Source organism: Kitasatospora sp. NPDC058162 (genome assembly GCF_042884005.1).
Lineage (GTDB): Bacteria > Actinomycetota > Actinomycetes > Streptomycetales > Streptomycetaceae > Kitasatospora.
Genome location: NZ_JBHVUS010000013.1, coordinates 107,035 through 127,727, shown reverse-complemented (window position 1 = coordinate 127,727; position 20,693 = coordinate 107,035). Strand labels below are relative to the sequence as shown.

General features: G+C 71.9%; 19 protein-coding genes and 1 tRNA gene. 6 read left to right on the top strand and 14 right to left on the bottom strand.

Annotation, left to right across the window (positions count from 1 at the left end):
- Window positions 1–69: 69 nt before the first annotated feature.
- The 5 genes from ACFVXG_RS23990 to ACFVXG_RS23970 form a co-directional block, all read right to left on the bottom strand.
- Window positions 70–1,383 (bottom strand): nucleotide sugar dehydrogenase, encoded by a 1,314-nt coding sequence (locus ACFVXG_RS23990; RefSeq protein WP_387930436.1) that lies wholly within the window; start codon window positions 1,381–1,383, stop codon window positions 70–72.
- Window positions 1,380–2,606 (bottom strand): glycosyltransferase family 2 protein, encoded by a 1,227-nt coding sequence (locus tag ACFVXG_RS23985; protein ID WP_387930435.1) that lies wholly within the window; start codon window positions 2,604–2,606, stop codon window positions 1,380–1,382. Before ACFVXG_RS23985 ends, ACFVXG_RS23990 begins: the two co-directional genes overlap by 4 nt.
- A gap of 171 nt (window positions 2,607–2,777) precedes the next feature.
- Entirely contained in the window at window positions 2,778–3,737 is a 960-nt protein-coding gene (locus ACFVXG_RS23980; RefSeq protein WP_350504797.1) for an ATP-binding cassette domain-containing protein, read from the bottom strand.
- A gap of 70 nt (window positions 3,738–3,807) precedes the next feature.
- On the bottom strand, window positions 3,808–4,635 hold the full coding sequence (locus tag ACFVXG_RS23975; protein WP_387930434.1) for an ABC transporter permease: 828 nt from the start codon (window positions 4,633–4,635) through the stop codon (window positions 3,808–3,810).
- Window positions 4,628–5,497, bottom strand: coding sequence for an ABC transporter permease (locus tag ACFVXG_RS23970; protein ID WP_387930433.1), 870 nt, complete (start codon window positions 5,495–5,497; stop codon window positions 4,628–4,630). The genes ACFVXG_RS23975 and ACFVXG_RS23970 overlap by 8 nt, the downstream gene beginning before the upstream one ends.
- A 257-nt stretch (window positions 5,498–5,754) precedes the next feature.
- On the opposite strand from ACFVXG_RS23970, the gene ACFVXG_RS23965 reads away from it, so the two are divergent.
- The gene (locus tag ACFVXG_RS23965; protein ID WP_387930432.1) at window positions 5,755–8,079 is read left to right on the top strand and encodes a transglycosylase domain-containing protein; all 2,325 of its coding nucleotides are present in this window, start codon (window positions 5,755–5,757) and stop codon (window positions 8,077–8,079) included.
- 64 nt (window positions 8,080–8,143) lie between these two features.
- Here the strand turns inward: ACFVXG_RS23965 and ACFVXG_RS23960 are convergent, their stop codons facing one another.
- Complete coding sequence (locus ACFVXG_RS23960) at window positions 8,144–9,313, bottom strand: winged helix DNA-binding domain-containing protein (RefSeq protein WP_387930431.1); 1,170 nt, start codon at window positions 9,311–9,313, stop codon at window positions 8,144–8,146.
- Between the two features lie 55 nt (window positions 9,314–9,368).
- Window positions 9,369–10,328, bottom strand: a complete 960-nt coding sequence (locus tag ACFVXG_RS23955; RefSeq protein ID WP_387930430.1) for a LysR family transcriptional regulator — start codon at window positions 10,326–10,328, stop codon at window positions 9,369–9,371.
- A gap of 131 nt (window positions 10,329–10,459) precedes the next feature.
- Here ACFVXG_RS23955 and ACFVXG_RS23950 point away from each other — a divergent pair, with 131 nt between their 5' ends.
- The gene (locus ACFVXG_RS23950; protein ID WP_387930429.1) at window positions 10,460–11,179 is read left to right on the top strand and encodes an SDR family oxidoreductase; all 720 of its coding nucleotides are present in this window, start codon (window positions 10,460–10,462) and stop codon (window positions 11,177–11,179) included.
- Window positions 11,180–11,215: 36 nt separating this feature from the next.
- Here the strand turns inward: ACFVXG_RS23950 and ACFVXG_RS23945 are convergent, their stop codons facing one another.
- Window positions 11,216–11,518 carry a co-chaperone GroES gene (locus tag ACFVXG_RS23945; RefSeq protein WP_079136310.1) on the bottom strand — a complete coding sequence of 101 codons (303 nt, stop codon included), beginning with the start codon at window positions 11,516–11,518 and terminating at the stop codon, window positions 11,216–11,218.
- 199 nt (window positions 11,519–11,717) lie between these two features.
- Window positions 11,718–12,059, bottom strand: coding sequence for a DUF3618 domain-containing protein (locus ACFVXG_RS23940; protein ID WP_350504792.1), 342 nt, complete (start codon window positions 12,057–12,059; stop codon window positions 11,718–11,720).
- Window positions 12,060–12,215: 156 nt separating this feature from the next.
- On the opposite strand from ACFVXG_RS23940, the gene bcp reads away from it, so the two are divergent.
- Complete coding sequence (bcp, locus tag ACFVXG_RS23935; RefSeq protein ID WP_387930428.1) at window positions 12,216–12,689, top strand: thioredoxin-dependent thiol peroxidase; 474 nt, start codon at window positions 12,216–12,218, stop codon at window positions 12,687–12,689.
- 83 nt (window positions 12,690–12,772) lie between these two features.
- Here bcp and ACFVXG_RS23930 read toward each other — a convergent pair whose 3' ends face one another.
- Window positions 12,773–15,205 (bottom strand): chitinase C-terminal domain-containing protein, encoded by a 2,433-nt coding sequence (locus ACFVXG_RS23930; RefSeq protein ID WP_387930502.1) that lies wholly within the window; start codon window positions 15,203–15,205, stop codon window positions 12,773–12,775.
- Between the two features lie 257 nt (window positions 15,206–15,462).
- Between ACFVXG_RS23930 and ACFVXG_RS23925 the strand changes: the two genes are divergently transcribed.
- Window positions 15,463–16,107, top strand: a complete 645-nt coding sequence (locus tag ACFVXG_RS23925; RefSeq protein WP_387930427.1) for an HNH endonuclease signature motif containing protein — start codon at window positions 15,463–15,465, stop codon at window positions 16,105–16,107.
- A gap of 61 nt (window positions 16,108–16,168) precedes the next feature.
- A tRNA-Leu gene (locus tag ACFVXG_RS23920) sits at window positions 16,169–16,253 on the top strand.
- Window positions 16,254–16,314: 61 nt separating this feature from the next.
- Here the strand turns inward: ACFVXG_RS23920 and rdgB are convergent.
- From rdgB to ACFVXG_RS23900, 4 genes are all read right to left on the bottom strand, one after another.
- Window positions 16,315–16,920 (bottom strand): RdgB/HAM1 family non-canonical purine NTP pyrophosphatase, encoded by a 606-nt coding sequence (rdgB, locus tag ACFVXG_RS23915; protein WP_387930426.1) that lies wholly within the window; start codon window positions 16,918–16,920, stop codon window positions 16,315–16,317.
- 31 nt (window positions 16,921–16,951) lie between these two features.
- Window positions 16,952–17,344: a hypothetical protein gene (locus ACFVXG_RS23910; RefSeq protein WP_387930425.1), complete on the bottom strand. Its 393-nt coding sequence runs from the start codon at window positions 17,342–17,344 to the stop codon at window positions 16,952–16,954.
- A gap of 170 nt (window positions 17,345–17,514) precedes the next feature.
- Window positions 17,515–18,240: a ribonuclease PH gene (gene rph, locus ACFVXG_RS23905; RefSeq protein WP_350504787.1), complete on the bottom strand. Its 726-nt coding sequence runs from the start codon at window positions 18,238–18,240 to the stop codon at window positions 17,515–17,517.
- 121 nt (window positions 18,241–18,361) lie between these two features.
- A complete protein-coding gene (locus tag ACFVXG_RS23900; protein WP_030060521.1) occupies window positions 18,362–18,595 on the bottom strand; it encodes a glucose PTS transporter subunit EIIB in 234 nt (77 codons plus the stop codon).
- 404 nt (window positions 18,596–18,999) lie between these two features.
- Between ACFVXG_RS23900 and ACFVXG_RS23895 the strand changes: the two genes are divergently transcribed.
- Window positions 19,000–20,301: a PTS transporter subunit EIIC gene (locus ACFVXG_RS23895; protein WP_387930424.1), complete on the top strand. Its 1,302-nt coding sequence runs from the start codon at window positions 19,000–19,002 to the stop codon at window positions 20,299–20,301.
- The last annotated feature ends 392 nt before the right edge of the window (window positions 20,302–20,693 follow it).

The following is a 20,693-nucleotide window of genomic DNA, read 5'->3' as shown; positions in this document are numbered from 1 at the left end:
CGATCACACGCCCCGGGCCCGACCCGGCACGCTCCCGGGCCCGGCCCACGACCCGCCCCGCCCCCCGGCTCACGCCCCGCCCAGCACGATCCGCCGCACCCCCGCCGCCGCCCACCGCGCCGGGTCCGTGCAGCGCCGCCCGTCCAGCAGCACCCGCACCCCCGGCAGGTCCGCCGGCCCCAGCTCCCGGTACTCCGGGTGGTCCGCCTGCAGCACCGCCGCCACCACCGGCTCCCCGCCGTACGGCGGCAACCCGAGCGCCGCCAACTCCTCCGCCCGGTACAGCGGATCGGCGACGTACGGCCGGGCCCCGGCCGCCTCCAGCGCCGCCACCAGCGGGAACACCCCCGAGTACGCCGTCTCCTTGACCCCGCCCCGGTACGAGGCGCCCAGCACCAGCACCCCCTGCCCGGCGATCCCGCCCGGCACCGCCCCCGCCAGCACCCCGACCGCGTACCCGGGCACCTCCAGGTTGGCCTCCCGGGCCGCCCGGACCACCGTCGCCGCCGGGTCGTTCCACAGGTACAGCCGCGGGTACACCGGGATGCAGTGCCCGCCGACGGCGATGCCCGGCCGGTGCAGGTGGCTGTACGGCTGCGAGTTGCAGGCGTCGGCGACCTCGGCGAAGTCCACCCCGACCCGGTCCGCGTACCGGGCGAACTGGTTGGCCAGCGCGATGTTGACGTCCCGGTACGTGGTCTCGGCGAGCTTGGCGAACTCGGCCGCCTCCACCGAGGCCAGCTCCCACACCCCGTTGGGCCGGGGCAGGTCGGGGCGCGGGTCGAAGTCCAGCACCGCCCGGTAGAACTCGGCGCCGCGCCGCAGCGAGGAGGCGTCCAGGCCGCCCACCAGCTTGGGGTAGCGCCGCAGGTCGGCGAAGACCCGCCCGGTGCGCACCCGCTCCGGGCTGAACACCAGCGCGAAGTCCGCCCCGGGCGCCAGCCCGGAGCCGGCCGCCAGCCGGGGCGCCCAGCGCTCCCGGGTGGTGCCGACCGGCAGGGTGGTCTCGTAGCTGACCAGCCCGCCGCGACGCAGCCCGGCCGCCACCGCGTCGGTGGCCGCGTCCAGCAGCGCGAAGTCCGGGGTGCCGTCGGCGGCGGTGACCAGCGGGACGACCAGGACGACGGCCGCCGAGGCGGCCGCCGCGGCCGTGGTGTCGGTGGTGGCACGCAGCCGGCCCTCGGCGACCACCCGTTTGAGCGCCTCGTCCAGCCCCTCCTCCCGGGGGAACGGCGGCACGCCCCGGTTGACGCTCTCCACCACCCGGGGCGCGATGTCCGCCCCGATGACCCGGTGGCCCTTCAGAGCGAACTGCACGGCCAGCGGCAGGCCCAGCTTGCCGAGGCCGACGACACAGACATCGAGGCCGCCGTCGAGGCTCATCCCCGTCCTCCGTTCACCGAGTTGGCGAGCCGGCGCCACACCGGATGGCGTCGCAGCCCGCGCCGCAGCTGCTCCGGGACGACGCCGCGCCACAGCTGCTGGGCGAGGTTGAGCGGCGGGGCGTCCACCGGCAGCGGCTCCTCGCCCAGCAGGAACAGCCCGTCGGGCAGGCCGAGCCGGGCGTCCCGGAACGCCGGGTAGCCCGCGTAGCGCCGCCGCCCGACCGCCACCGCCGGCGGCTCGCCGTGCGCGGCCTCGTAGCGGATCTGGTCGCGCAGCGCCTCCGGCCGTACGGCGGCGGCGAGTTCGAGCCGCAGCCGGGCGGCGACCGGCAGCCGGTCGTACACCGCGCGGGCGCCGAACCGTTCGACCATCCGGCCGACCTCGGCGCACACCCGCTGCTGCAGCCCGTCGTCCAGCAGCAGGAAGCCGTCCTGGAGCAGCCGGGGCACGTCCCAGGCGAAGCTGCGGGCCCGGATGGCGTCCAACTCGTCGCCGGGATCGGCCAGTTCGTCGGCCACCTGCTGCAGGGCGGCGATCCCGCGCAGCCGGTCCAGCACCGAGGCCCGCTCGGTGACGTTGCCCCGGTCCTCGCGCAGCACCAGGAAGTAGTAGTCGTAGTCGGCGAGGACGGACACCCGGACGGCCCGCAGGCAGGCCTCCAGGGTGAACGGCTGGTCCGAGAAGACCTTCAACTCCTCGTTGCGACGCAGCCCGTGGCGCCGGATGAGGTCCATCCGGAACAGCTTGGTGTCGGACAGCGCCCAGGCCAGCGCCGAGTCGGTGAAGCCGACCGACTCGGCGTCGGCGTGGAAGATGCCCTGCGGCACCAGCCGCCCGTTCACCCCGACCTGCTTGGGCACCACCACGTCCGAGCCCCAGGCGTCGGCGGCCGCGACCAGCCGCTCCAGCGCCTCGGCGCCGAGCCAGTCGTCGGCGCCGAGGAACAGCACGTACCGCCCGCGGGCCAGGGCCACGCCGCGGTTGGTGGGGGCCGCCGGGCCGCCCGAGTTGGGCTGGTGGACCACCCGGAACAGCCCGGGGTGCCGGGCCGCGTACTCGTCCACCAGCACCTCACCGCCGTCCGTGGAGCCGTCGTCGACGACCACCACCTCCAGCCGCCCCGGCGCGAGGGACTGCCCGACCAGCGAGTCCAGGCAGGCGGTGAGGTACGGCATGGTGTTGTGGACCGCGACCACCACGGTCACGTCGGGTACGGTCATCGGGCGGCGGGCCTCCGGGGCTGTGGCGGTTCGCCGGCGCGCTGACCGGCGGCGACGCACCGTCCAACTCGGCCGCCCGCCGGGGAGTCACGTGCCCTCCCCGGACGGGTGACCGGAACCGAACGCCCGCCCGAACGGTCACCCGATCACCGGGCTCACACGCCCCGCGCCTCAGCCGATCGCGACCTTCGCGTACATCCGCGCGATCACGTCCTCGATCGCCGGCTCGCGCACCGAGAGGTCCACCAGCGGGTAGCGCGCCGCTACCGCCGCCACGATCGGCGCCGCGCTCTCCTGCGCCGGGAAGGCCAGCCACTGCCGCGGCCCCTCGACCTTCACCACCCGCGCCCCGGCCACCTCGATCGCGGGCCGGGCTTCGGCCAGGTCGACCACCAGGGTCCGCTCGCTGCGCCCGGCGGCGTGCAGCCCGTCCAGTCCGCCGTCGTGGACGACCCGGCCGTGGTCGATCACCATCACCCGGTCGCAGAGCTGCTCGATGTCGGTGAGGTCGTGGGTGGTGAGCAGCACGGTGGTGCCGCGGTCCCGGTTGACCTCGCGCAGGAACTCCCGCACCCGGCCCTTGCTGACCACGTCCAGTCCGATGGTCGGCTCGTCCAGGTAGAGCACCTGGGGGTCGTGCAGCAGGGCCGCCGCGAGGTCCCCGCGCATCCGCTGGCCGAGCGAGAGCTGCCGTACGGGGGTGTCCAACAGGCCGTCCAGGTCGAGCAGTTCGACGCAGCGGTCGAGGTTCTCGCGGTACCGCCGGTCGGGGATCCGGTAGATCCGGCGGGCGAGTTCGAAGGAGTCGCGCAGCGGGAGGTCCCACCACAGGGTGGTGCGCTGGCCGAAGACGACGCCGATCCGGCGGGCCAGCGTGACCCGTTCGCGGGCCGGGTCGACCCCGGCGACGCGCAGCCGGCCGGAGCTGGGGACGAGGATGCCGGTGAGCATCTTGATGGTGGTCGACTTCCCGGCGCCGTTGGGGCCGATGTAGCCGACGCACTCGCCGGCCTCGACGGTGAAGCTGAGCCCGTCCACCGCGCGCACCTCGCGCTTGACCCGGCTGAACCGGCCGGTGCGGGCGCGCACGGTGAAGGTGCGGTGGACGTCCTGGAGTTCGATCAGTGCCATGGGTGCTCCTTGCGTTGCGGAGAGGGCGTGGGAAGGGCCCGGGAAGGACCCGGGGAGGGCGCGGGGACGGTCAGCTGCCGGTGCCGCGGTAGGCGCGCAGTCCGGCCCGCCAGGCGAGCCCGGCGGCGAGGACGCACAGCGCGGCGGCGACCGGGGAGGCGAACTGGAAGGCGGTCGGCAGCCCGAGCGGGTCGGGCCGGTCGAGGATGCGCAGGGTGGGCAGCCAGTTGACGAAGGCCAGCGGGACGCCGAAGACCACCCCGGCCACCAGTTCCTTGGCGAAGACGGTCGGCGGGTAGTGCAGCAGGGTCGCGCCGCCGTAGGTGAAGGAGTTCTGGATCTCCTTGGACTCGCCCCACCAGAACTGGACGGTGGCGCCGCCGATGTAGATCGCGCCGAAGATGACGCTGCCGCAGACCAGCAGGACGGGCACCAGCAGCACCCGGTCCCAGGTCCAGTGCACGTCCAGGGCGGCCAGCGACCAGCCGAGCACCAGCACGGCCTGGAGCGGGCGGCCGAGCCGGCGCAGGCTGAACCGCTCGGCGCACAGCTGGGAGAGCGCGGGCGCGGGGCGGATCAGCATGGTGTCCAGCGAGCCGTTCATGATCCGCACACCGAGCCCGTCGGCCGAGCCGACCAGCAGGTTGGCCATGCCGAGCGAGAAGGTCGCGGTGGCGTAGAGGAAGGCGATCTCCGGCAGGTGCCAGCCGCCGAGCTGGTCGGTGTGCCGGAACATGATCACCAGCACGATGAAGTCGAGGGAGTGGGTGACCAGGCTGGCCAGCAGGTTCAGCAGGAAGGAGGCCCGGTAGGCCATCATCGAGCGCATCCACATCCGGGCGCACAGCCACCAGGAGCGGACCGCCCAGGACGTCCGGGCGAGCAGCGGCTCAGCCACCCTGCACCACCACCCGGCGGGTCGCCAGCCACTGCGCGCCCCGGCCGGCCGCGAGCAGCGCGGCCGCCCAGCCGAGCTGGAAGCCGAGCGCCGGGAGCAGCCCGCCGCCGCTCGCCCGCTCCAGGAAGACGTCGGTCGGCACCTTGACCAGGGCCGCCCAGGGCATCACCCGGGCGAGGTCGCCGAGCCAGCCGGGGAAGAGCACGATCGGCAGCAGCATCCCGGAGAAGAACATCGAGACCACCAGCATCACGGCGCGCACCCCCTCCGAGTCGTGCAGCCAGAAGCCGGTGATCGAGACCAGGAACCGCACCCCGAAGCTGACCAGCAGCGCGAGCAGCACCGAGACCAGGAAGAACACCCAGGTCAGCGGGTGTTCGGGCATCCGGGTGCGGAACACCAGGGCGCCGACCAGCAGCGGCACGGTGCCGCGGACCAGCGCCTGGAAGCCGGCCCGGCCGAGGTCGGTGGCCAGCCACCAGCCCTGGAAGTCGACCGGGCGGTAGAGGTCGACGGCGATGTCCCCGCTGCGGAAGCGGTCCTGGACCTCGTCCTGGAAGCCCCCGCCCCAGACCGAGACGGTGACCAGCAGGGCCTGGCTGACCCAGATGTAGGTGACGGCCTGGCTCTGGTCGTAGCCGCCGAGGTTGGGGCGGGCCTGCCAGAGGGCGAGGAAGGAGGAGGCCAGGATGATGCCGAAGACGGTGTTGGTGAAGGTCCCGGCCAGGGTGGCGGCCCGGTAGGTGGAGTAGCGGCGGAAGGCGCCGCGGGCGACGGCGGCGTACAGCCCGAGGGCGGTGCCGGCACCGGTATCGGTCTCGGTATCGGGAGGCCTCGCCTCCACGACGGAAGCACTCTGCATATTGTCTCCTTGTCGACAAATATGGCCAAGGAAAGGTGCCCATCGACATCTGCGCACACCCCATCGGCCCCGACCAGCCGCACCCGGGGGTACCGGGCCGGACGGGCGGAGCTGTCAGAAACGGGTGCGCTATGAAGTTCGCATCTTTCACCGTACCGCCGCCGCACCACCCCCGCACCCGGTTTTCCAACCACGCAACCACGCTGGCCAGACCCCCGCCGCCGCTGAACCCGCGTCAAATAGCAGATAATCCCGCCATGACGTTGAGCACCCGCCGCCAGGCCAAACGGGCCGCCCGCCGCGAAGCCCGCCGTGCCCTCCCCCTCTGGCGCCGGCTCCTGCCCACCTGGCGGATCACCCTCGGCACCCTCACCGCACTGCTGCTGCTCGCCGTCGGCGCCTTCGCCGTGCTCTACGTCATCGTCCCGGTGCCCGACCCCAACGCCCACGCCACCGCCCAGAACAACATCTACCTCTACGCCGACGGCACCACCGAGATCGCCCGCACCGGAGCCGTCAACCGCACCGACGTCACCGTCGACCAGATCCCGCTGCAGACCCAGCAGGCCGTCGTCTCCGCCGAGGACCGCACCTTCTACCAGAACCGCGGCATCGACCTGAAGGGCATGCTCCGGGCCGGCTGGAACACCCTGCTCGGCAAGGGCATGCAGGGCGGCTCCACCATCACCCAGCAGTACGTCAAGAACTACTACCTGACCCAGGACCAGACCTTCGAACGCAAGGGCCGCGAACTCTTCATCGCCCTCAAGGTCGACCAGCAGCGCAGCAAGAACGAGATCCTCGCCGGCTACCTCAACAGCAGCTACTTCGGCCGCGGCGCCTACGGCATCCAGAGCGCCGCCCACGCCTACTACGGCGTCGACGTCTCCCAACTCACCCTCGGCCAGGGCGCCTACCTCGCCTCCCTGCTCCAGGCCCCCAGCCTCTACGACGTCAAGACCGCCACCCCCGCCAACCGCGAGAAGGCCGTCGCCCGCTGGAACTACGCCCTCGACGGCATGGTCCAACTCGGCTTCCTCACCAGCGCCGACCGCGCCGCCACCACCTTCCCCGACCCCATCGACCCCCAGCCCGCCACCGGCCTCGCCGGCCAGGCCGGCTACCTGGTCGGCGTCGCCGACGACTACCTCATCTCCTCCGGCACCATCGACGCCGCCACCCTCAAGGCCGGCGGCTGGCGGATCACCACCACCTTCGAGAAGCCCCGGCAGGACGCCTTCGTCAAGGCCGTCCAGGACGAACTCACCGGCGACCTCGACCCCAAGGCCCGCCCCACCACCGACACCGACGTCCGGGTCGCCGGCGCCTCCGTCGACCCCGCCACCGGCCGGGTCGTCGCCGTCTACGGCGGCCCCGACTACGCCAAGCAGCCCTTCAACGACGCCCTGCGCCAGGACAACCAGATCGGCTCCACCTTCAAACCGGTCGACCTCGCCGCCGGACTGATCGCCCAGCACACCGTCGACGGCCGCCCCATCACCACCGAGACCCGCTACGACGGCACCAGCGAACGCCCCGTCACCGGCGGCCCCACCCCGTACGCACCGCCCAACGAGGACGACGTCGACTACGGCAACATCACCCTGCGCTACGCCATGGTCAAGTCCGTCAACTCCGTCTACGCCCAGGAAGGCGTCGACGCCGGACTCGGCCGCGTCCGGGACACCGCCGTCAAACTCGGCATCCCCGACAGCGTCCGCGGCATGGACCCGGCCAACACCTCGATGACCCTCGGCACCGCCACCCCCAGCGCCCTCGACCTGGCCGGCGCCTACGCCACCCTCGCCAACCACGGCCAGGCCCACACCCCGTGGTCCGTCCAGAAACTCGAACGGGTCAACCCCGGCGGCGCCACCGACGTCCCCAAGATGCCCGACCACAAGCCCACCGACGCCGTCGGCCGCACCATCGCCGACTCCGTCACCGACGTCCTGCGCGACGTCGTCAGCCCCCGCGGCACCGGCGCCGCCGCCCTCGACCTCGGCCGCCCCGCCGCCGGCAAGACCGGCACCACCGACGCCAACCTCTCCGCCTGGTTCGCCGGCTACACCCCCGAACTCACCACCGCCGTCGGCCTGTTCCGCGAGAACCCGAAGAGCCACGCCAAGGAACCGCTGTCCGGCACCGCCGGCCTCACCCGGGTCAACGGCGGCGCCTTCCCCACCAAGATCTGGACCGCCTACATGACCGCCGCCCTCAACGGCACCCCCACCCAGCAGTTCGACCTGCAGACCGGCCACGGCGACCCGGGCCCCGACAGCTGGCCCACCACCGGCGCGCCCAGCACCACCACCTCCCCGAGCACCACCCCCAGCACCGCGACCACCGGCGCCCCCGCGCCCACCACCCCCAGCCACGCCCCCAGCGCGCCCGCCCCCGCCGACCAGCCCGGCCCCGGCCCCGCCCCCGACGCCCCCAGCCCGCAGAACCCCCAGCCCACCCCCAGCCAGGAACAACCCACCCCCAGCACCCGGCCCACCCCGACCAGGCCCGCCCGCCCCAGCAACCCGCCCACCGCCACCACCGGGCCCACCGGGACGGCCACCGCGCCGGCGCAGTGAGCCCCGGCGCAGCGAGCACGGGCCCTGGCGCAGTGACCGATCGGGGGGACCCGCCCGGTCAGCCCTACGCCACCAACTCCCGCTCCAGCGGCGTACGGAAGCGCGGCGTCACCCGCACCTCCCCCAACCACCCCGCCAGCCGCCCGGCCTCCGCCGCCACCGCCCGCTCCGCCGCCGCCCCCACGTCCCGGAACAGCCGCCACACCACCTCGCCGTCCGACCGCTGCGCCCAGCCGCCGACCACCTCACCGCACCACCACACCGTCGGCCCCGCGTTGCCCGCCCGGTCGAACAGCGCCGGCACGTCCTCCGGCCGCAGGTACCAGTCCCGCCCGCGCCAGCCCATCACCGCCGGGTCCAGCGCGGGCAGCAGCGCCGCCCACGGCTCCGGGGCCGCCACCGGCCCCTCGTCCCCCGGCAGCACCACGGCCGCCGCGCCGTCCGCCAGCGCCACGGCCCGCGCGTCCACGTCCGCCAGCGCCTTCCGGACGTCCCCCAGCGTCCAGCCCGTCCACCACTTCACGTCCTCGACCGTGGCCGGACCGTACGCCGCCAGCCAGCGCCGCACCACCTCCGCCTTCGCCTTCCGCACCGGCACGTCCGGCCACTGCGGCACCAGCGCCCACGGATAGCTGCTGCTCAGCCAGGACCCGCGCGGACGGCACCGGCGCACGTGCCCGTCCGAGGCCAGCAGCCGCAGCAGCCGGCTGCCCACGCTCTGCTTCGCCTCGTACGCCTTGCCCGCCGACATCAGCATCGTCTCGCGCAACTGCGGTACGTCGTCGCCGAGTTCCTTGGTGGTCGCCTCGCCGCGCCCGCCCAGCGCGGCCAGCACCGCGCGCTCCGTCTCCGCCAGCCGGGCCTCGTCCCAGCCCTCCGCGTGGTCGCGCAGGTGCTTCAGCAGCGTCGCCCGCTCCTTCGCCGCGATCGCCCGCGCCGCCGCCGAACTCACGTACGGGGCCAGGTCCTCCGTCACCGCGAAGATCGTCCGCCGCATCGACAGCAGCTTCACCAGCGAGACGGACTCGTACAGCGCCCGGTCCACCTCCGCCGCCGAGGGCTCCGCCAGCCGCGCACAGGCCGACAGGTACACCGTCGCCGCGTCCGTCGCGTGCAGCCCGACCACCGCGTCGGCCACGTCCTCCACCCGCGCCGCCCGCACCGAGGGCGCCAACAACTGCCGACGACCCAGCCGGGCCCGCCGCTCCGCATCACCGATCACCCGGACACTCATGCCCGGACCCTAGCGGCTGCCACCGACGAACCCCGCCATTCGCCGCCCCGGCCGCCTACGCCGCAGACGACACCGACTCCGCCACCGCCACCGCCACCGCCCCGGCCGTAGACCCCGCCACCGCCCCGGCCGCCGCCACCGCCACCGACGACGCCGCGGACTCGGCCAGCTCCGCGAACTCCGCGATCAGCGGCGACGTCCGCCCCGCCGCCCAGGCCAAGCACACCCGGTGCGGCGCGATGTCCGACACCGGCACGTGCACGACGTCCGAGCGGGTGTAGAAGGCCGCCATCGACAACGGCAGCACCACCATCCCCTCCCCCTCCGCCACGCACTCCAGCTTCTCCTCCACCGTGTCCAGCCGCGGCCGGGACCGCTCCGGCCGCCGCCCGGACACCCCCGGCAGATCCCGCCACTCCGGCACGAAGTCCGGATCCTGCAGCAGCAGCTCACCACCCAACTCGGCCATCTGAACCGACACTTCACCAGCCAGCCGGTGCCCGGCCGGCAACACCGCCACCCGCGGCTCGGTGAACAGCGGACGCAGCACCAGACCCTGCCGGTCCACCGGCAGCCGGACGCACGAGACGTCCGCCCGGCCGTCCAGCACCACCCGCGCCTGGTCACCCCAGGAAGTCCGCAGCACCTCCACCGCCAGCCCGGGATGCCGCCCACGCATCCCCCGCACCGCCGCCGTCACCGTCACCGTCACGCCCGGCATGAACCCCACCACGAACCGTGCCGGCCCCTCGCCCGACCGCCCCACCCGACGGCGCAACGCCTCCGCCGCCGCCAGCAGGGGCGGCGCGTCCTCCAACAACTGCCGCCCCGCGTCCGTCAGTTCGGTCGACCGCCGGTCACGCCGGAACAACTGCGCACCGAACTCCGCCTCCAACGCCCGGATCTGCCGCGACAGCACCGGCTGCGCGATGTGCAACCCCACCGCCGCCCGTCCGAAGTGCAACTCCCGTGCCACCGCCACGAAGTACCGCAGCTTCCGCAGATCGACGTCCACCGCCACCCCCACTCCCCGCTCCCAGCTGATACCCCGAGGGTATGACAGCCGACCGAACAGGTCTTGGACGGCACCACCCCACCCGGAGCACGATCGACACAAGCCCGAACCACCCCACGAAAGGCGCCACCATGGCCCTCAAGGAACAGCACGTCGTCGTCCTCGGCGGCACCTCCGGCATCGGCCTCGCCACCGCCGCCCTCGCCGCCGAACGCGGCGCCCGCGTCACCGTCGTCTCCAGCCGGCCGGACAGCGCCCAGCGCGCCCTCGCCACCCTGCCCACCGGCACCGCCGCCGAGACCGCCGACCTCACCGACAGTCAGCAGGTCAGCGCCCTCTTCGACCGCCTCGGCCCGCTCGACCACCTGGTCTACACCGCCGGCGACCCCCTCGCCCTGCTGACCGTCGACGCCATGGACATCGACGCCGCCCGGAACTTCTTCACCCTGCGCTACTTCGGCGCCCTCGACGCCGTCCGCGCCGCCACCCCGCAGCTGCGCCCCGGCGGCTCGATCACCCTCACCTCCGGCACCGCCGGCCTGCGCCCGGTACCGGGCTGGAGCGTCCCCGCGAGCGTCTGCGGCGCGATCGAATACCTCGTCCGGGCGCTCGCCGTGGAACTCGCCCCGATCCGGGTCAACGCCGTCCGGGCCGGGATGATCCGCACCCCGCTCTGGTCCGGCCTGCCCGAGGCCGACCGCGAGCAGCTCTACGCGCAGACCGCCGCCGCCCTCCCCCTCGGCCGGATCGGCGACCCCGAGGACACCGCCGAGGCCTTCACCTACCTGATGGAACAGCGCTTCGCCACCGGCACCGTCGTCACCGTCGACGGCGGCGGCCTGCTCGCCTAAAGCACCCGGCCCCGGTCTCAGAGGGACAGCCCGGTCTCAGAGGTACAGGCCCGTCGACCCCTCCGTGTCACCGAAGCGGGTCGCCGCCACCGCGTGCAGGTCCCGCTCGCGCAGCAGCACGTAGGTGGCGCCGCGGACCTCCACCTCCAGCTTGTCCTCCGGGTCGTACAGCACCCGGTCGCCGGGCTCCACCGAGCGCACGCTCTGGCCCACCGCCACCGCCTCCGCCCAGGTGCAGCGCTTGGACAGCTCTGCGGTCGCCGGGATCAGGATGCCGCCGGTCGAGCGGCGCTCACCCTCACTGCCCTCGATCCGCACCAGCACGCGGTCGTGCAGCATCCGGATCGGCAGCTTCTCGCCCAGCCGGTCGTGCCGCACGGAGTCGTGCTCGTGGTCGGGACGGGTCGGTTCGTCGTTCGTACTCACGGTCCCGAAGGTACCGCCCCCGGGCGCGACGCGTGACGCTGGCCCGGCATGCGGAAGGGCCGGGCCGCCCGACGGCGCGCCCGGCCCTCCGAAGCCGTGCTCGGACCCCTGCTCAGTCCTCGCGGCGCTTGCGGGAGGAGGCGAGCAGCACGACCAGGCCGACGCCGACCAGCGCGACCGGGACGATCCGCTCCTTGCGCGGCTGCCCCTTCTCGTCCAGGAACTGCGCCTTGACCTTCTCCACCAGACCGTTCGCGGCCACGTACGCCCGGGCCGTCTTCTCCTCGACGGTGGCCATGGCCTTCGCCTTGACCTGCGCGGAGATGGTGCTCGGGTGGATCCGCACGGCCAGCTCGTCCAGGTTCGACGCCAGCCGGTCACGGGTGCGCTCGATGTCCGCCTCGATCTGCGCAGCCGTCCGCGCCGGCTTGTCCTGCGTGCTCGCGTCGCCCACTCGGGCCACCCCATTCACTTGCCGATGTAGTCCTGTCGTCCTGTGCGACCAAACCAGTTTGTCAGCTGCCACGCACGGGCGCGCGGCCCCACCCACCAACGGAGGTAAGTTTGCCGTGGTACGACCGCCCGTCCCAGCCTCCAGGAGAGTACGACCGTGACTGAGCGTCTCCAGCCCGGCGACACCGCACCCGCCTTCAGCCTGTCCGACGCCGACGGCAACCAGGTCTCGCTGGCCGACCACCTCGGCCGCAAGGTCATCGTCTACTTCTACCCGGCCGCCCTCACCCCCGGCTGCACCAAGCAGGCCTGCGACTTCACCGACAACCTGGCAGTCTTCGCCGGCGCCGGCTACGACGTCATCGGCATCTCCCCGGACCAGCCCGAGAAGCTCGGCACGTTCCGCGAGAAGGAGGACCTCAAGGTCACCCTGCTCTCCGACCCGGACCACGCCGTCCTGGAGGCCTACGCCGCCTACGGCGAGAAGCAGAACTACGGCCGCACCTACCTCGGCGTGATCCGCTCCACGATCATCGTGGACGAGCAGGGCAAGGTCGAGCGCGCCCTCTACAACGTCAAGGCCACCGGCCACGTCGCCAAGCTGCTGCGGGACCTCAAGGTCGAGGCCTGAGCCTCCGGAACGAAGCAGCGGTGGCGGCCCACCCCCCGACCGGGTGTGCCGCCACCGCCGTCCCTCACCTCGGGTAGCCGGACTCAGCAGGCCCCGAGGTCGTTCCAGACGCCCCAGGCGCCGCTCGCGGCGGGGTCGTCGCCCTTGGTCCACCACTTGTTCTGGTAGTAGTGGCCCTTCCAGGACACCTTGGTCGACGTCGCGTAGGTGGTGCCCGCGTCCCAGCCCGGGGCGGCCGTGCAGGCACCGGAGGTCGGGGTCGCGGTCGGGGTCGGCGTGCCCGTCGGGGTGCCGGTCGGCGTGCCGGTCGGCGTGCCGGTCGGCGTCGGAGTCGGCGTGGCCGTCTGGGTCGGCGTCGGAGTCGGGGTCGGGGTCGGCGTGCCGCCGTCCACCGCGCCCCGGGTCAGGTCACCCTTGAGCCCGTACAGCGTGCCGCCCACGTTGACCGTCCAGTTCGACGGCGTGGACACCGGCAGGTAGTAGACGAAGTCGATGTCCACCGAGGCGCCCGGCGCCAGTGACTGCCAGCCCGGCAGCTTGACCGACACCCGGTTGTAGGTGCCCTTCAGCCCGCCGACGTTGCCCGGCCCCGGGTTGTCCTGCCTGATCACCTGCAGCCCGAAGCCGGACTGGTCCTTGGCGTTGCCCGGCGCCGAGTTGCTGTAGTCGAACTGGAACTCGGTGCCGCCCGGCAGGGTCAGCGTCGAGTTGTTGACGATGTGCAGCTTCGGGTTGATCGGGTAATTGGAGTCGCCCAGCGCGAAGTTGGTGAACGACACGTCGACCGGCAGGGTCTGCTGCGGCAGCGCCACCGTCGAACGGACCGCCCCGTACGGGCTCGCCGCCTTGAACTTGTCGTACATCAGCGAGGTCAGCGTCGAGCCGGGCACGTACTCGCCCTTGCCACCGTTGGCGGTGGCGTCCCAGCGGTAGTCGCCCGCGAGCTCCCAGATCATCGCGCCGCCGGCGCCCTGGGTGACGATGTAGTCCGCCTTGGCGCCCACCGACTGCTCGTCCTCGGTGGACAGGAACACCTTCTTGCTGTCGTTCCACAGCCACGGCGCCGCCAGCGAGTCGCTGTAGTTGCGGGTGTAGCTGCCCTGGAGCGCGGTGTCGGTCACGCCGTACTTGGAGAGGTAGTCGGGCAGGACCCCCTTCTCCAGGTTCTTGGCGTGCCACATCGGGTTCGACCCGGCCGGGGACTCCTTGCCCGCGTCGTCCTTGTCGTTCCAGATGTTGTCGATGCCCACCGCGCCGTCACCGCACGCGGTCAGCCCCGAGCCGGCCGGGCAGCTGGTCGCCGAGGCCGTGCCCCAGAGGCCGTTGGTGCCGCCCTGGACGTTCTTGAAGCCGCGGGTGTAGTACGGCAGGCCGACATTGATCCGGCCGCCCGGCATCGCGCCGCGGAAGTAGTGGTACGACCAGTCGGCGTTCAGGTAGCCGATGCCGCCGTACTGCCCGGTGCCGTACACGTTGGCGGCCGCCAACTCGCCGTCCTTGCCGTCGTCGTAGAGCGAGGCGTTCGGGCCGACGTACTTGTTCCAGGCGCCGTGCAGGTCGTACGACATGATGTTGACGTAGTCCAGGTACTGGGCGACCTGGAAGGTCTCCATGCCGCGCAGCAGGTACCCGGAGGACGGCGCCGCCACCGACAGCAGGTAGTGCCGGCCGTCGGCCGCACCCGCCCGGTCCAGGTTCTCCCGCAGGGTCTTCATCAGCGCCGCGTAACCCTTGGCCAGCGAACCGCGCTTGGCGTTGGCCAGCTGCCAGTCCAGCGGGTTGCCGGCGTCCTTCATCGAGGTCGGGTACTCGTAGTCGATGTCGACGCCGTTGAAGCCGTACTTGCGGATGAAGTCGACGGACGAGGCGGCGAAGGTGTCGATGCCGGCCTGGTTGACGCTGCCGTCCGGGTTGACCGTCATCGAGTAGAAGCCGCCCGAGTTGACGCGCTTGCCGTCGTCCCCGAAGTAGCCGCCGGTCTCGGTCCAACCACCCACCGAGATCAGCGTCTTGACGTTCGGGTACTGCTTCTTGAACTTCGTCAGCAGATTGAAGTGGCCCTTGTACGGCAGCGTCGGGTCCAGCTGGGCGGCGGGCACGCCCGGGAAGTCGATCCCGGTGGCCTCGTTGGTCGGGCCGTCCGTGCCGACCGACAGCTTGTTGTCGCCGCCGACGTGCCCGAAGGCGTAGTTGAGGTGGGTGACCTTGTCCCAGGGGATGTCGCTCACCAGGTAGGGCTGGTCACCGTTCTTACCGGTACGCCAGCCGGTGAAGTACCCGATGATGCGGCGCTGGTGGTCCGCGCCCATCTTCTCGCGCCCGCCGGTGTCGTAGACCGAGCAGTACGGAACGTCCACCCCGGGCGTCTGGTACAGCCCGTCCGGGCGACAGGCCGAGTTGTCGACGGCCGCCGACGCCTGCGAGGGCGCCGCACCCAGCGTCGCCATCACCAGCCCGGCCAACGAGGCCACCGCCAACGACGCCAAGCCCGCCCGGGCCCTCTTGCGGCGGATCACAGCGGTGGGACGCCGCTCCGCCGTGCTACGGATCAACACTCGGTCCTCCAGGAGAGAGTGTCGGCGCGTGCCTGTGGGGGAGCACGCACGTGGGGGATTCAATTGGCGCCGAAGCTATGTGGTCTGAACCACATAGGTCAATAGGTCTGTACCAATTAGTCATCACTCGGCAAACCCGAGATGACCCGTGACCAAACGACCCCCCGGTCGTTCGCATACCGGGGAAGGGGCACGACAACTGCCCAAGGGAGACCGCCATGCCGGTCAAGTACACCCGCGAACTGCTCGCCGAAGCCGCAGCAGCCGCGACCACGCTGGACGAGATGCTGATCGCGCTCGACCGCGAGCCGAACCCGTACAACCGCTCATACCTGAGGCAGCGGATCAAGGCGTACGGCATCGACGCGTCGCACTTTCCCGACCCCGGGACCTTCTACACGAAGGAGCTCCTCCAAGAAGCCGTTGCCGCCTCGCAGAGTGTGGCGGGAGTGATCCGCTACCTCAACCGGCGCCAGGCCGGCGGCACGCAGGCCCATGTCGGCCGCCGCATCAAGGCCTTCGGAATCGACACCTCCCACTTCACCGGAGCGGCACACAACCGCGGCAAGCCCTCGCCCCGGCGGCTGTCGGCGGCAGAACTCCTCGTTCGTCGCCCGGCAGACGCCAAGCGAGTACCCGGCTTCCGCATCCGTCGGGCCCTGGCAGAGTTCGGTCGACCGGAGAAATGCCAGGACTGCGGCACCGGCCCCGAATGGCTCGGGCGCCCGATGACGCTGGAGGTCGACCACATCAACGGCGACTGGTCCGACAACCGGCCGGACAACCTCCGGCTGCTCTGCCCCAACTGCCATGCCGTCACTCCGACCTACTGCAGGCGCAAGAAGGTCGCCCCCGCCCAGTGACAAGCAAAACGAAGGTGCCAGCCGTTCCACACGCCCAGTAACATGTTGGCCAGCAGGACAGGCGGCCGTGGCGCAGAGGCGACGCAGACGGTTTAGGTCCGTTGGCCCGTGAGGGCTTGAGGGTTCGAATCCCTTCGGCCGCACCAGGTTTTACCTTCAAATCGAAGGCCCCGACCGAATGATTATCGGTCGGGGCCTTCATCCTTCTCAGCCGAGGAGGGCCTTGAGCACCGGGGCGAGGCCGCGGAAGGCCTGGCCGCGGTGGCTGATGGCGTTCTTCTCGTCCGCCGTCAGTTCCGCGCAGGTGCGGGTCTCGCCGAGGGGCTGGAGGATCGGGTCGTAGCCGAAGCCGCCGTCGCCCGCCGGGGCGGTGCGGAGGGTGCCGAGGAGGCGGCCCTCGACGACGCGTTCGGTGCCGTCGGGCAGCGCCAGGGCGGCGGCGCAGAAGAAGTGGGCGCCGCGGTGGGGTTCGGCGATGTCGGAGAGCTGGGCGAGCAGCAGGTTGAGGTTGGCGAGGTCGTCGCCGTGCTTGCCGGCCCAGCGGGCGGAGAAGATGCCGGGGGCGCCGTTGAGGACGTCCACGCAGAGGCCGGAGTCGTCGGCGATCGCGGGCAGGCCGGTGGCGCGGGCGAGGGCGTGGGCCTTGAGGAGGGCGTTCTCGGCGAAGGTGACGCCGGTCTCGGGGACGTCCGGGATCTCGGGGTAGGCGTCGGCGCCGACGAGTTCGACGTCCAGGCCGGCGTCGGCGAGGATGGCGCGCAGCTCGGCGACCTTGTGCTGGTTGCGGGTGGCGAGGATCAGACGGGTGGACATATCGCCCACCCTATCGAGAGAGCGGAACGGCTCAGCCGGTGCAGACCGAGGTGAGGTTGCCGGCCGCGTCGCCGAGCGGCTTGAGGTCGGGGGACTGCTTGTTGTCGACGGCCTGCTGGACCTTGTCGGCCTGCTTCTGGAGGTCGCTCACGGCCTTGGCGACGTCGGTGTTCTTTGAGTTCTTGCCGATCTGGTCGAGGTCGCCCTTGAGCTTCTGCAGCGCCTTGCCGGCGGCGGCGGAGTCGTTGCTGGCGTTGTCGTAGGCCTTGGTGAGGTCGGCGAGGTCGCCGGTGACCTTGACGGCGGTGTTGCCGCAGTCGATGGCCTTCTGGGCGGCGGAGCAACTCACCATGCTGAGCGGGAGGATCGCGATCAGTGCGGCCACGGCGAGGGCGGCGGGGCGGGCGATGCTCGACGAGGCCATCCGGTCCTCCTGGGGCGCGGGTTCCGTGGGGAGGACGCGCGCCGGCGGGGGCGCGGTTCCCGCAGCGGGGGTGCTGCGGGAACCGTACGGGCTGTGGGCCGGGCGTGTACAGCGAACCGTCGCCGGTTCAGCCCGAAGGGTTCAGCCCGACGACTTCCGCCCGAGGGGCGTCAGCCCTCGAGCGCCTTGCGCTGGATCTCGTCGAGCTCCGCGCAGCCGAGGGTGCCGAGGTCGAGCAGCCGGTCGAGCAGGGCGCGGTCGAAGGGGGCGCCTTCGGCGGTGCCCTGGACCTCGACGAAGCGGCCGTCGGAGGTGCAGACGATGTTCATGTCGGTCTCGGCGCGGACGTCCTCCTCGTACTGGAGGTCGAGCATGGGGACGCCGTCGATGATGCCGACGCTGACGGCGCTGACGCCGCCGGTGATGGGCTGGCCCTTGGCGCGCAGGAGCTTGCGGTCGCGGGCCCAGGAGACGGCGTCGACGAGGGCGACGTAGGCGCCGGTGATGGCGGCGGTGCGGGTGCCGCCGTCGGCCTGGAGGACGTCGCAGTCGAGGACGATGGTGTTCTCGGCGAGGGCGCGGTGGTCGATGACGGCGCGCAGCGAGCGGCCGATGAGCCGACTGATCTCGTGGGTGCGGCCGCCGATGCGGCCCTTGACGGATTCGCGGTCGCCGCGGGTGTTGGTGGCGCGCGGGAGCATGGAGTACTCGGCGGTGACCCAGCCTTCGCCGCTGCCCTTGCGCCAGCGCGGGACGCCTTCGGTGACGCTGGCGGTGCACAGCACCTTGGTGTCGCCGTAGGAGACGAGGACGGAGCCTTCGGCGTGCTTGCTCCAGCCCCGCTCGATGGTGATGGGGCGGAGCTGGTCGGGGGTGCGGCCGTCGATACGTGACATAGCCACTGAGCGTAGCCGTTCCGATCGGCGGTTCCGGATGTGCCTCGGCCCGCCGTCCCCCTGGGCGGGTCGGCGGGCCGTGGGTGGTGGAGCCGTGGTGATCGAGCCCGGGTGGCTCAGCTCACATCATGTCCTCGATGTCGGCGGCGATCGGGTCGGCGTCGGTGCCGATGACGACCTGGATCGCGGTGCCCATCTTGACGACGCCGTGGGCGCCGGCGGCCTTGAGGGCTGCCTCGTCGACGAGGGAGGCGTCCTTGACCTCGGTGCGCAGGCGGGTGATGCAGCCTTCGACCTCTTCGATGTTGTCGATGCCGCCCAGACCGGCGACGATCTTCTCAGCCTTGCTGGCCATGTGGTTTCTCCCTCTGTCTCGGCTCTTCGGCGGCTCTGCCGGGTGCCGTCCTGCGCTGTGCTGGGGTTGGGTCCTCGACCGTCGGGTGGTGAGGTCCGTGCCGGTGGCTGACGCGGGTTCAGCCGGGGTCGCGCTGCCGGGCAGCGCGACCAGCATGACCCGAGCCGGTCCGGTATGCCACGTTAGTCCACTTTTGGCCCATCCCGGCGCGCAGGCTCCGGACCGTCACCCGAGGATGACGATCAGCGGGGCTCGCGTCCCGGCGTCCGGCCTGCGTCCCAAAGTGGTCTACACCAATATATGTGTACTCCGATGAACGCAGGAAGGACCCCGGGTGTTCCTGACCCCCGCCCGAGGGTCCCGCAGGGGCCCACCGGCCGGCAACTGCGCTCGGAGGGCGAAGGATGAGTTCGGCAGGCGCCACGGCCCCGCAGAACGTGTGGTGGCACACCTTCTACGGCGGCCTCCAGAAGATGGGACGCTCCCTGCAGCTCCCCGTCGCGGTGCTCCCCGCGGCCGGCATCCTCAACCGGCTCGGCCAGCCGGACGTGTTCGGCAAGGACGGCCTGGGCTGGAACAACGTCGCCAAGGTCTTCGCGGCGGCCGGCGGCGCACTGCTCGACTCCTCGCTCGGCCTGCCGCTGCTGTTCTGCATCGGCGTGGCGATCGGCATGGCCAAGAAGGCGGACGGTTCGACGGCGCTGGCGGCCGTGGTCGGCTTCCTCGTCTACTACAAGGTGCTGCACGCCTTCCCCGAGCACTGCAAGGCGGGGACGGTCCAGGTCCCCGACGCGTGGACCGCCCAGTGCGTGGACTACAGCTCCGCCAAGGTGGCGGCCGCGACGTACCAGAACCCGGGGGTGCTGGGCGGCATCCTGATCGGCCTGATGTCGGCCTGGCTGTGGGTCCGGTTCCACCGCGTCAAACTGGTCGACTGGCTGGGCTTCTTCAACGGCCGCCGCCTCGTTCCGATGATCACCGCCGTGGTGGGCCTGGCCACCGCCTGCATCGCGCTCTGGGTCTGGCCGCCGATCGGCCGCGGCCTGAACGACTTCTCGCAGAACCTCGCCGATCTCGGCGCGGGCGGCGCGGGCATCTTCGGCCTCTTCAACCGCGCGCTGCTGCTGATCGGTATGCACCAGCTGCTGAACACCTTCGTCTGGTTCCAGTTCGGCGAGTTCACGAAGGCCGACGGCAGCATCGTGCACGGCGACATCCCGCGTTTCCTGGCGGGCGACCCGACGGCGGGGCAGTTCCAGTCCGGATTCTTCCCGATCATGATGTTCGCGCTGCCCGCCGCGGCGCTCGCGATCGCCCACGCGGCCAAGCCGCACCGCCGCAAGGAGATCTACGGCCTGATGCTCTCGGTCGGCCTGACCTCCTTCGTCACCGGCGTCACCGAGCCGATCGAGTACTCCTTCGCCTACATCGCCCCGGCCCTGTACGGCGTGCACGCGCTGCTGACCGGCGCCTCGATGGCGGTCACCTGGGGGCTGGGGGTGCACGACGGCTTCAGCTTCTCGGCCGGCCTGATCGACTACGTGATCAACTGGGGGCTCGCCACCAAACCCTGGCTGATCATCGTCATCGGGCTCTGCTTCGCCGCGGTGTACTACGCGCTCTTCCGGTTCATCATCGTCAAATTCGACCTGAAAACACCCGGCCGGGAGGACGAGGCCGAAGTCGAGGACGTCACCAAGGCCTGATTCCCCGAATACCGGACCGGCGCCGCCCGGCAGCACCCGGAACACCACCCGTAAAGGCCCTCGGACCCACCGGTCCGGGGGCCTTCGGCATTTCGACAAAGGACGGAATTCCCTACCCGGCGTTCACCGAAAAGGTAATTCGGTCGCGATCCGGCCGGGCGGACGTCGGCCGGCACGGGCACCGACCACCGGCGACGACCGTCCCACCGGGCACCTCCGCGACCCTCCGGTCACTCTCAGCAGCCGCCGCCCACGCCCCGGAGCGGCCGGATCGTCCGGACCCGACCCTCACGGCGACCGCCGGAGCCGCCACGACCCGGGCGCCGCACGGGCTCGGCGCTTTTTGTTGCGCAAATAGCCAAAATCACAATCGCGACTGAAATCATGATCGT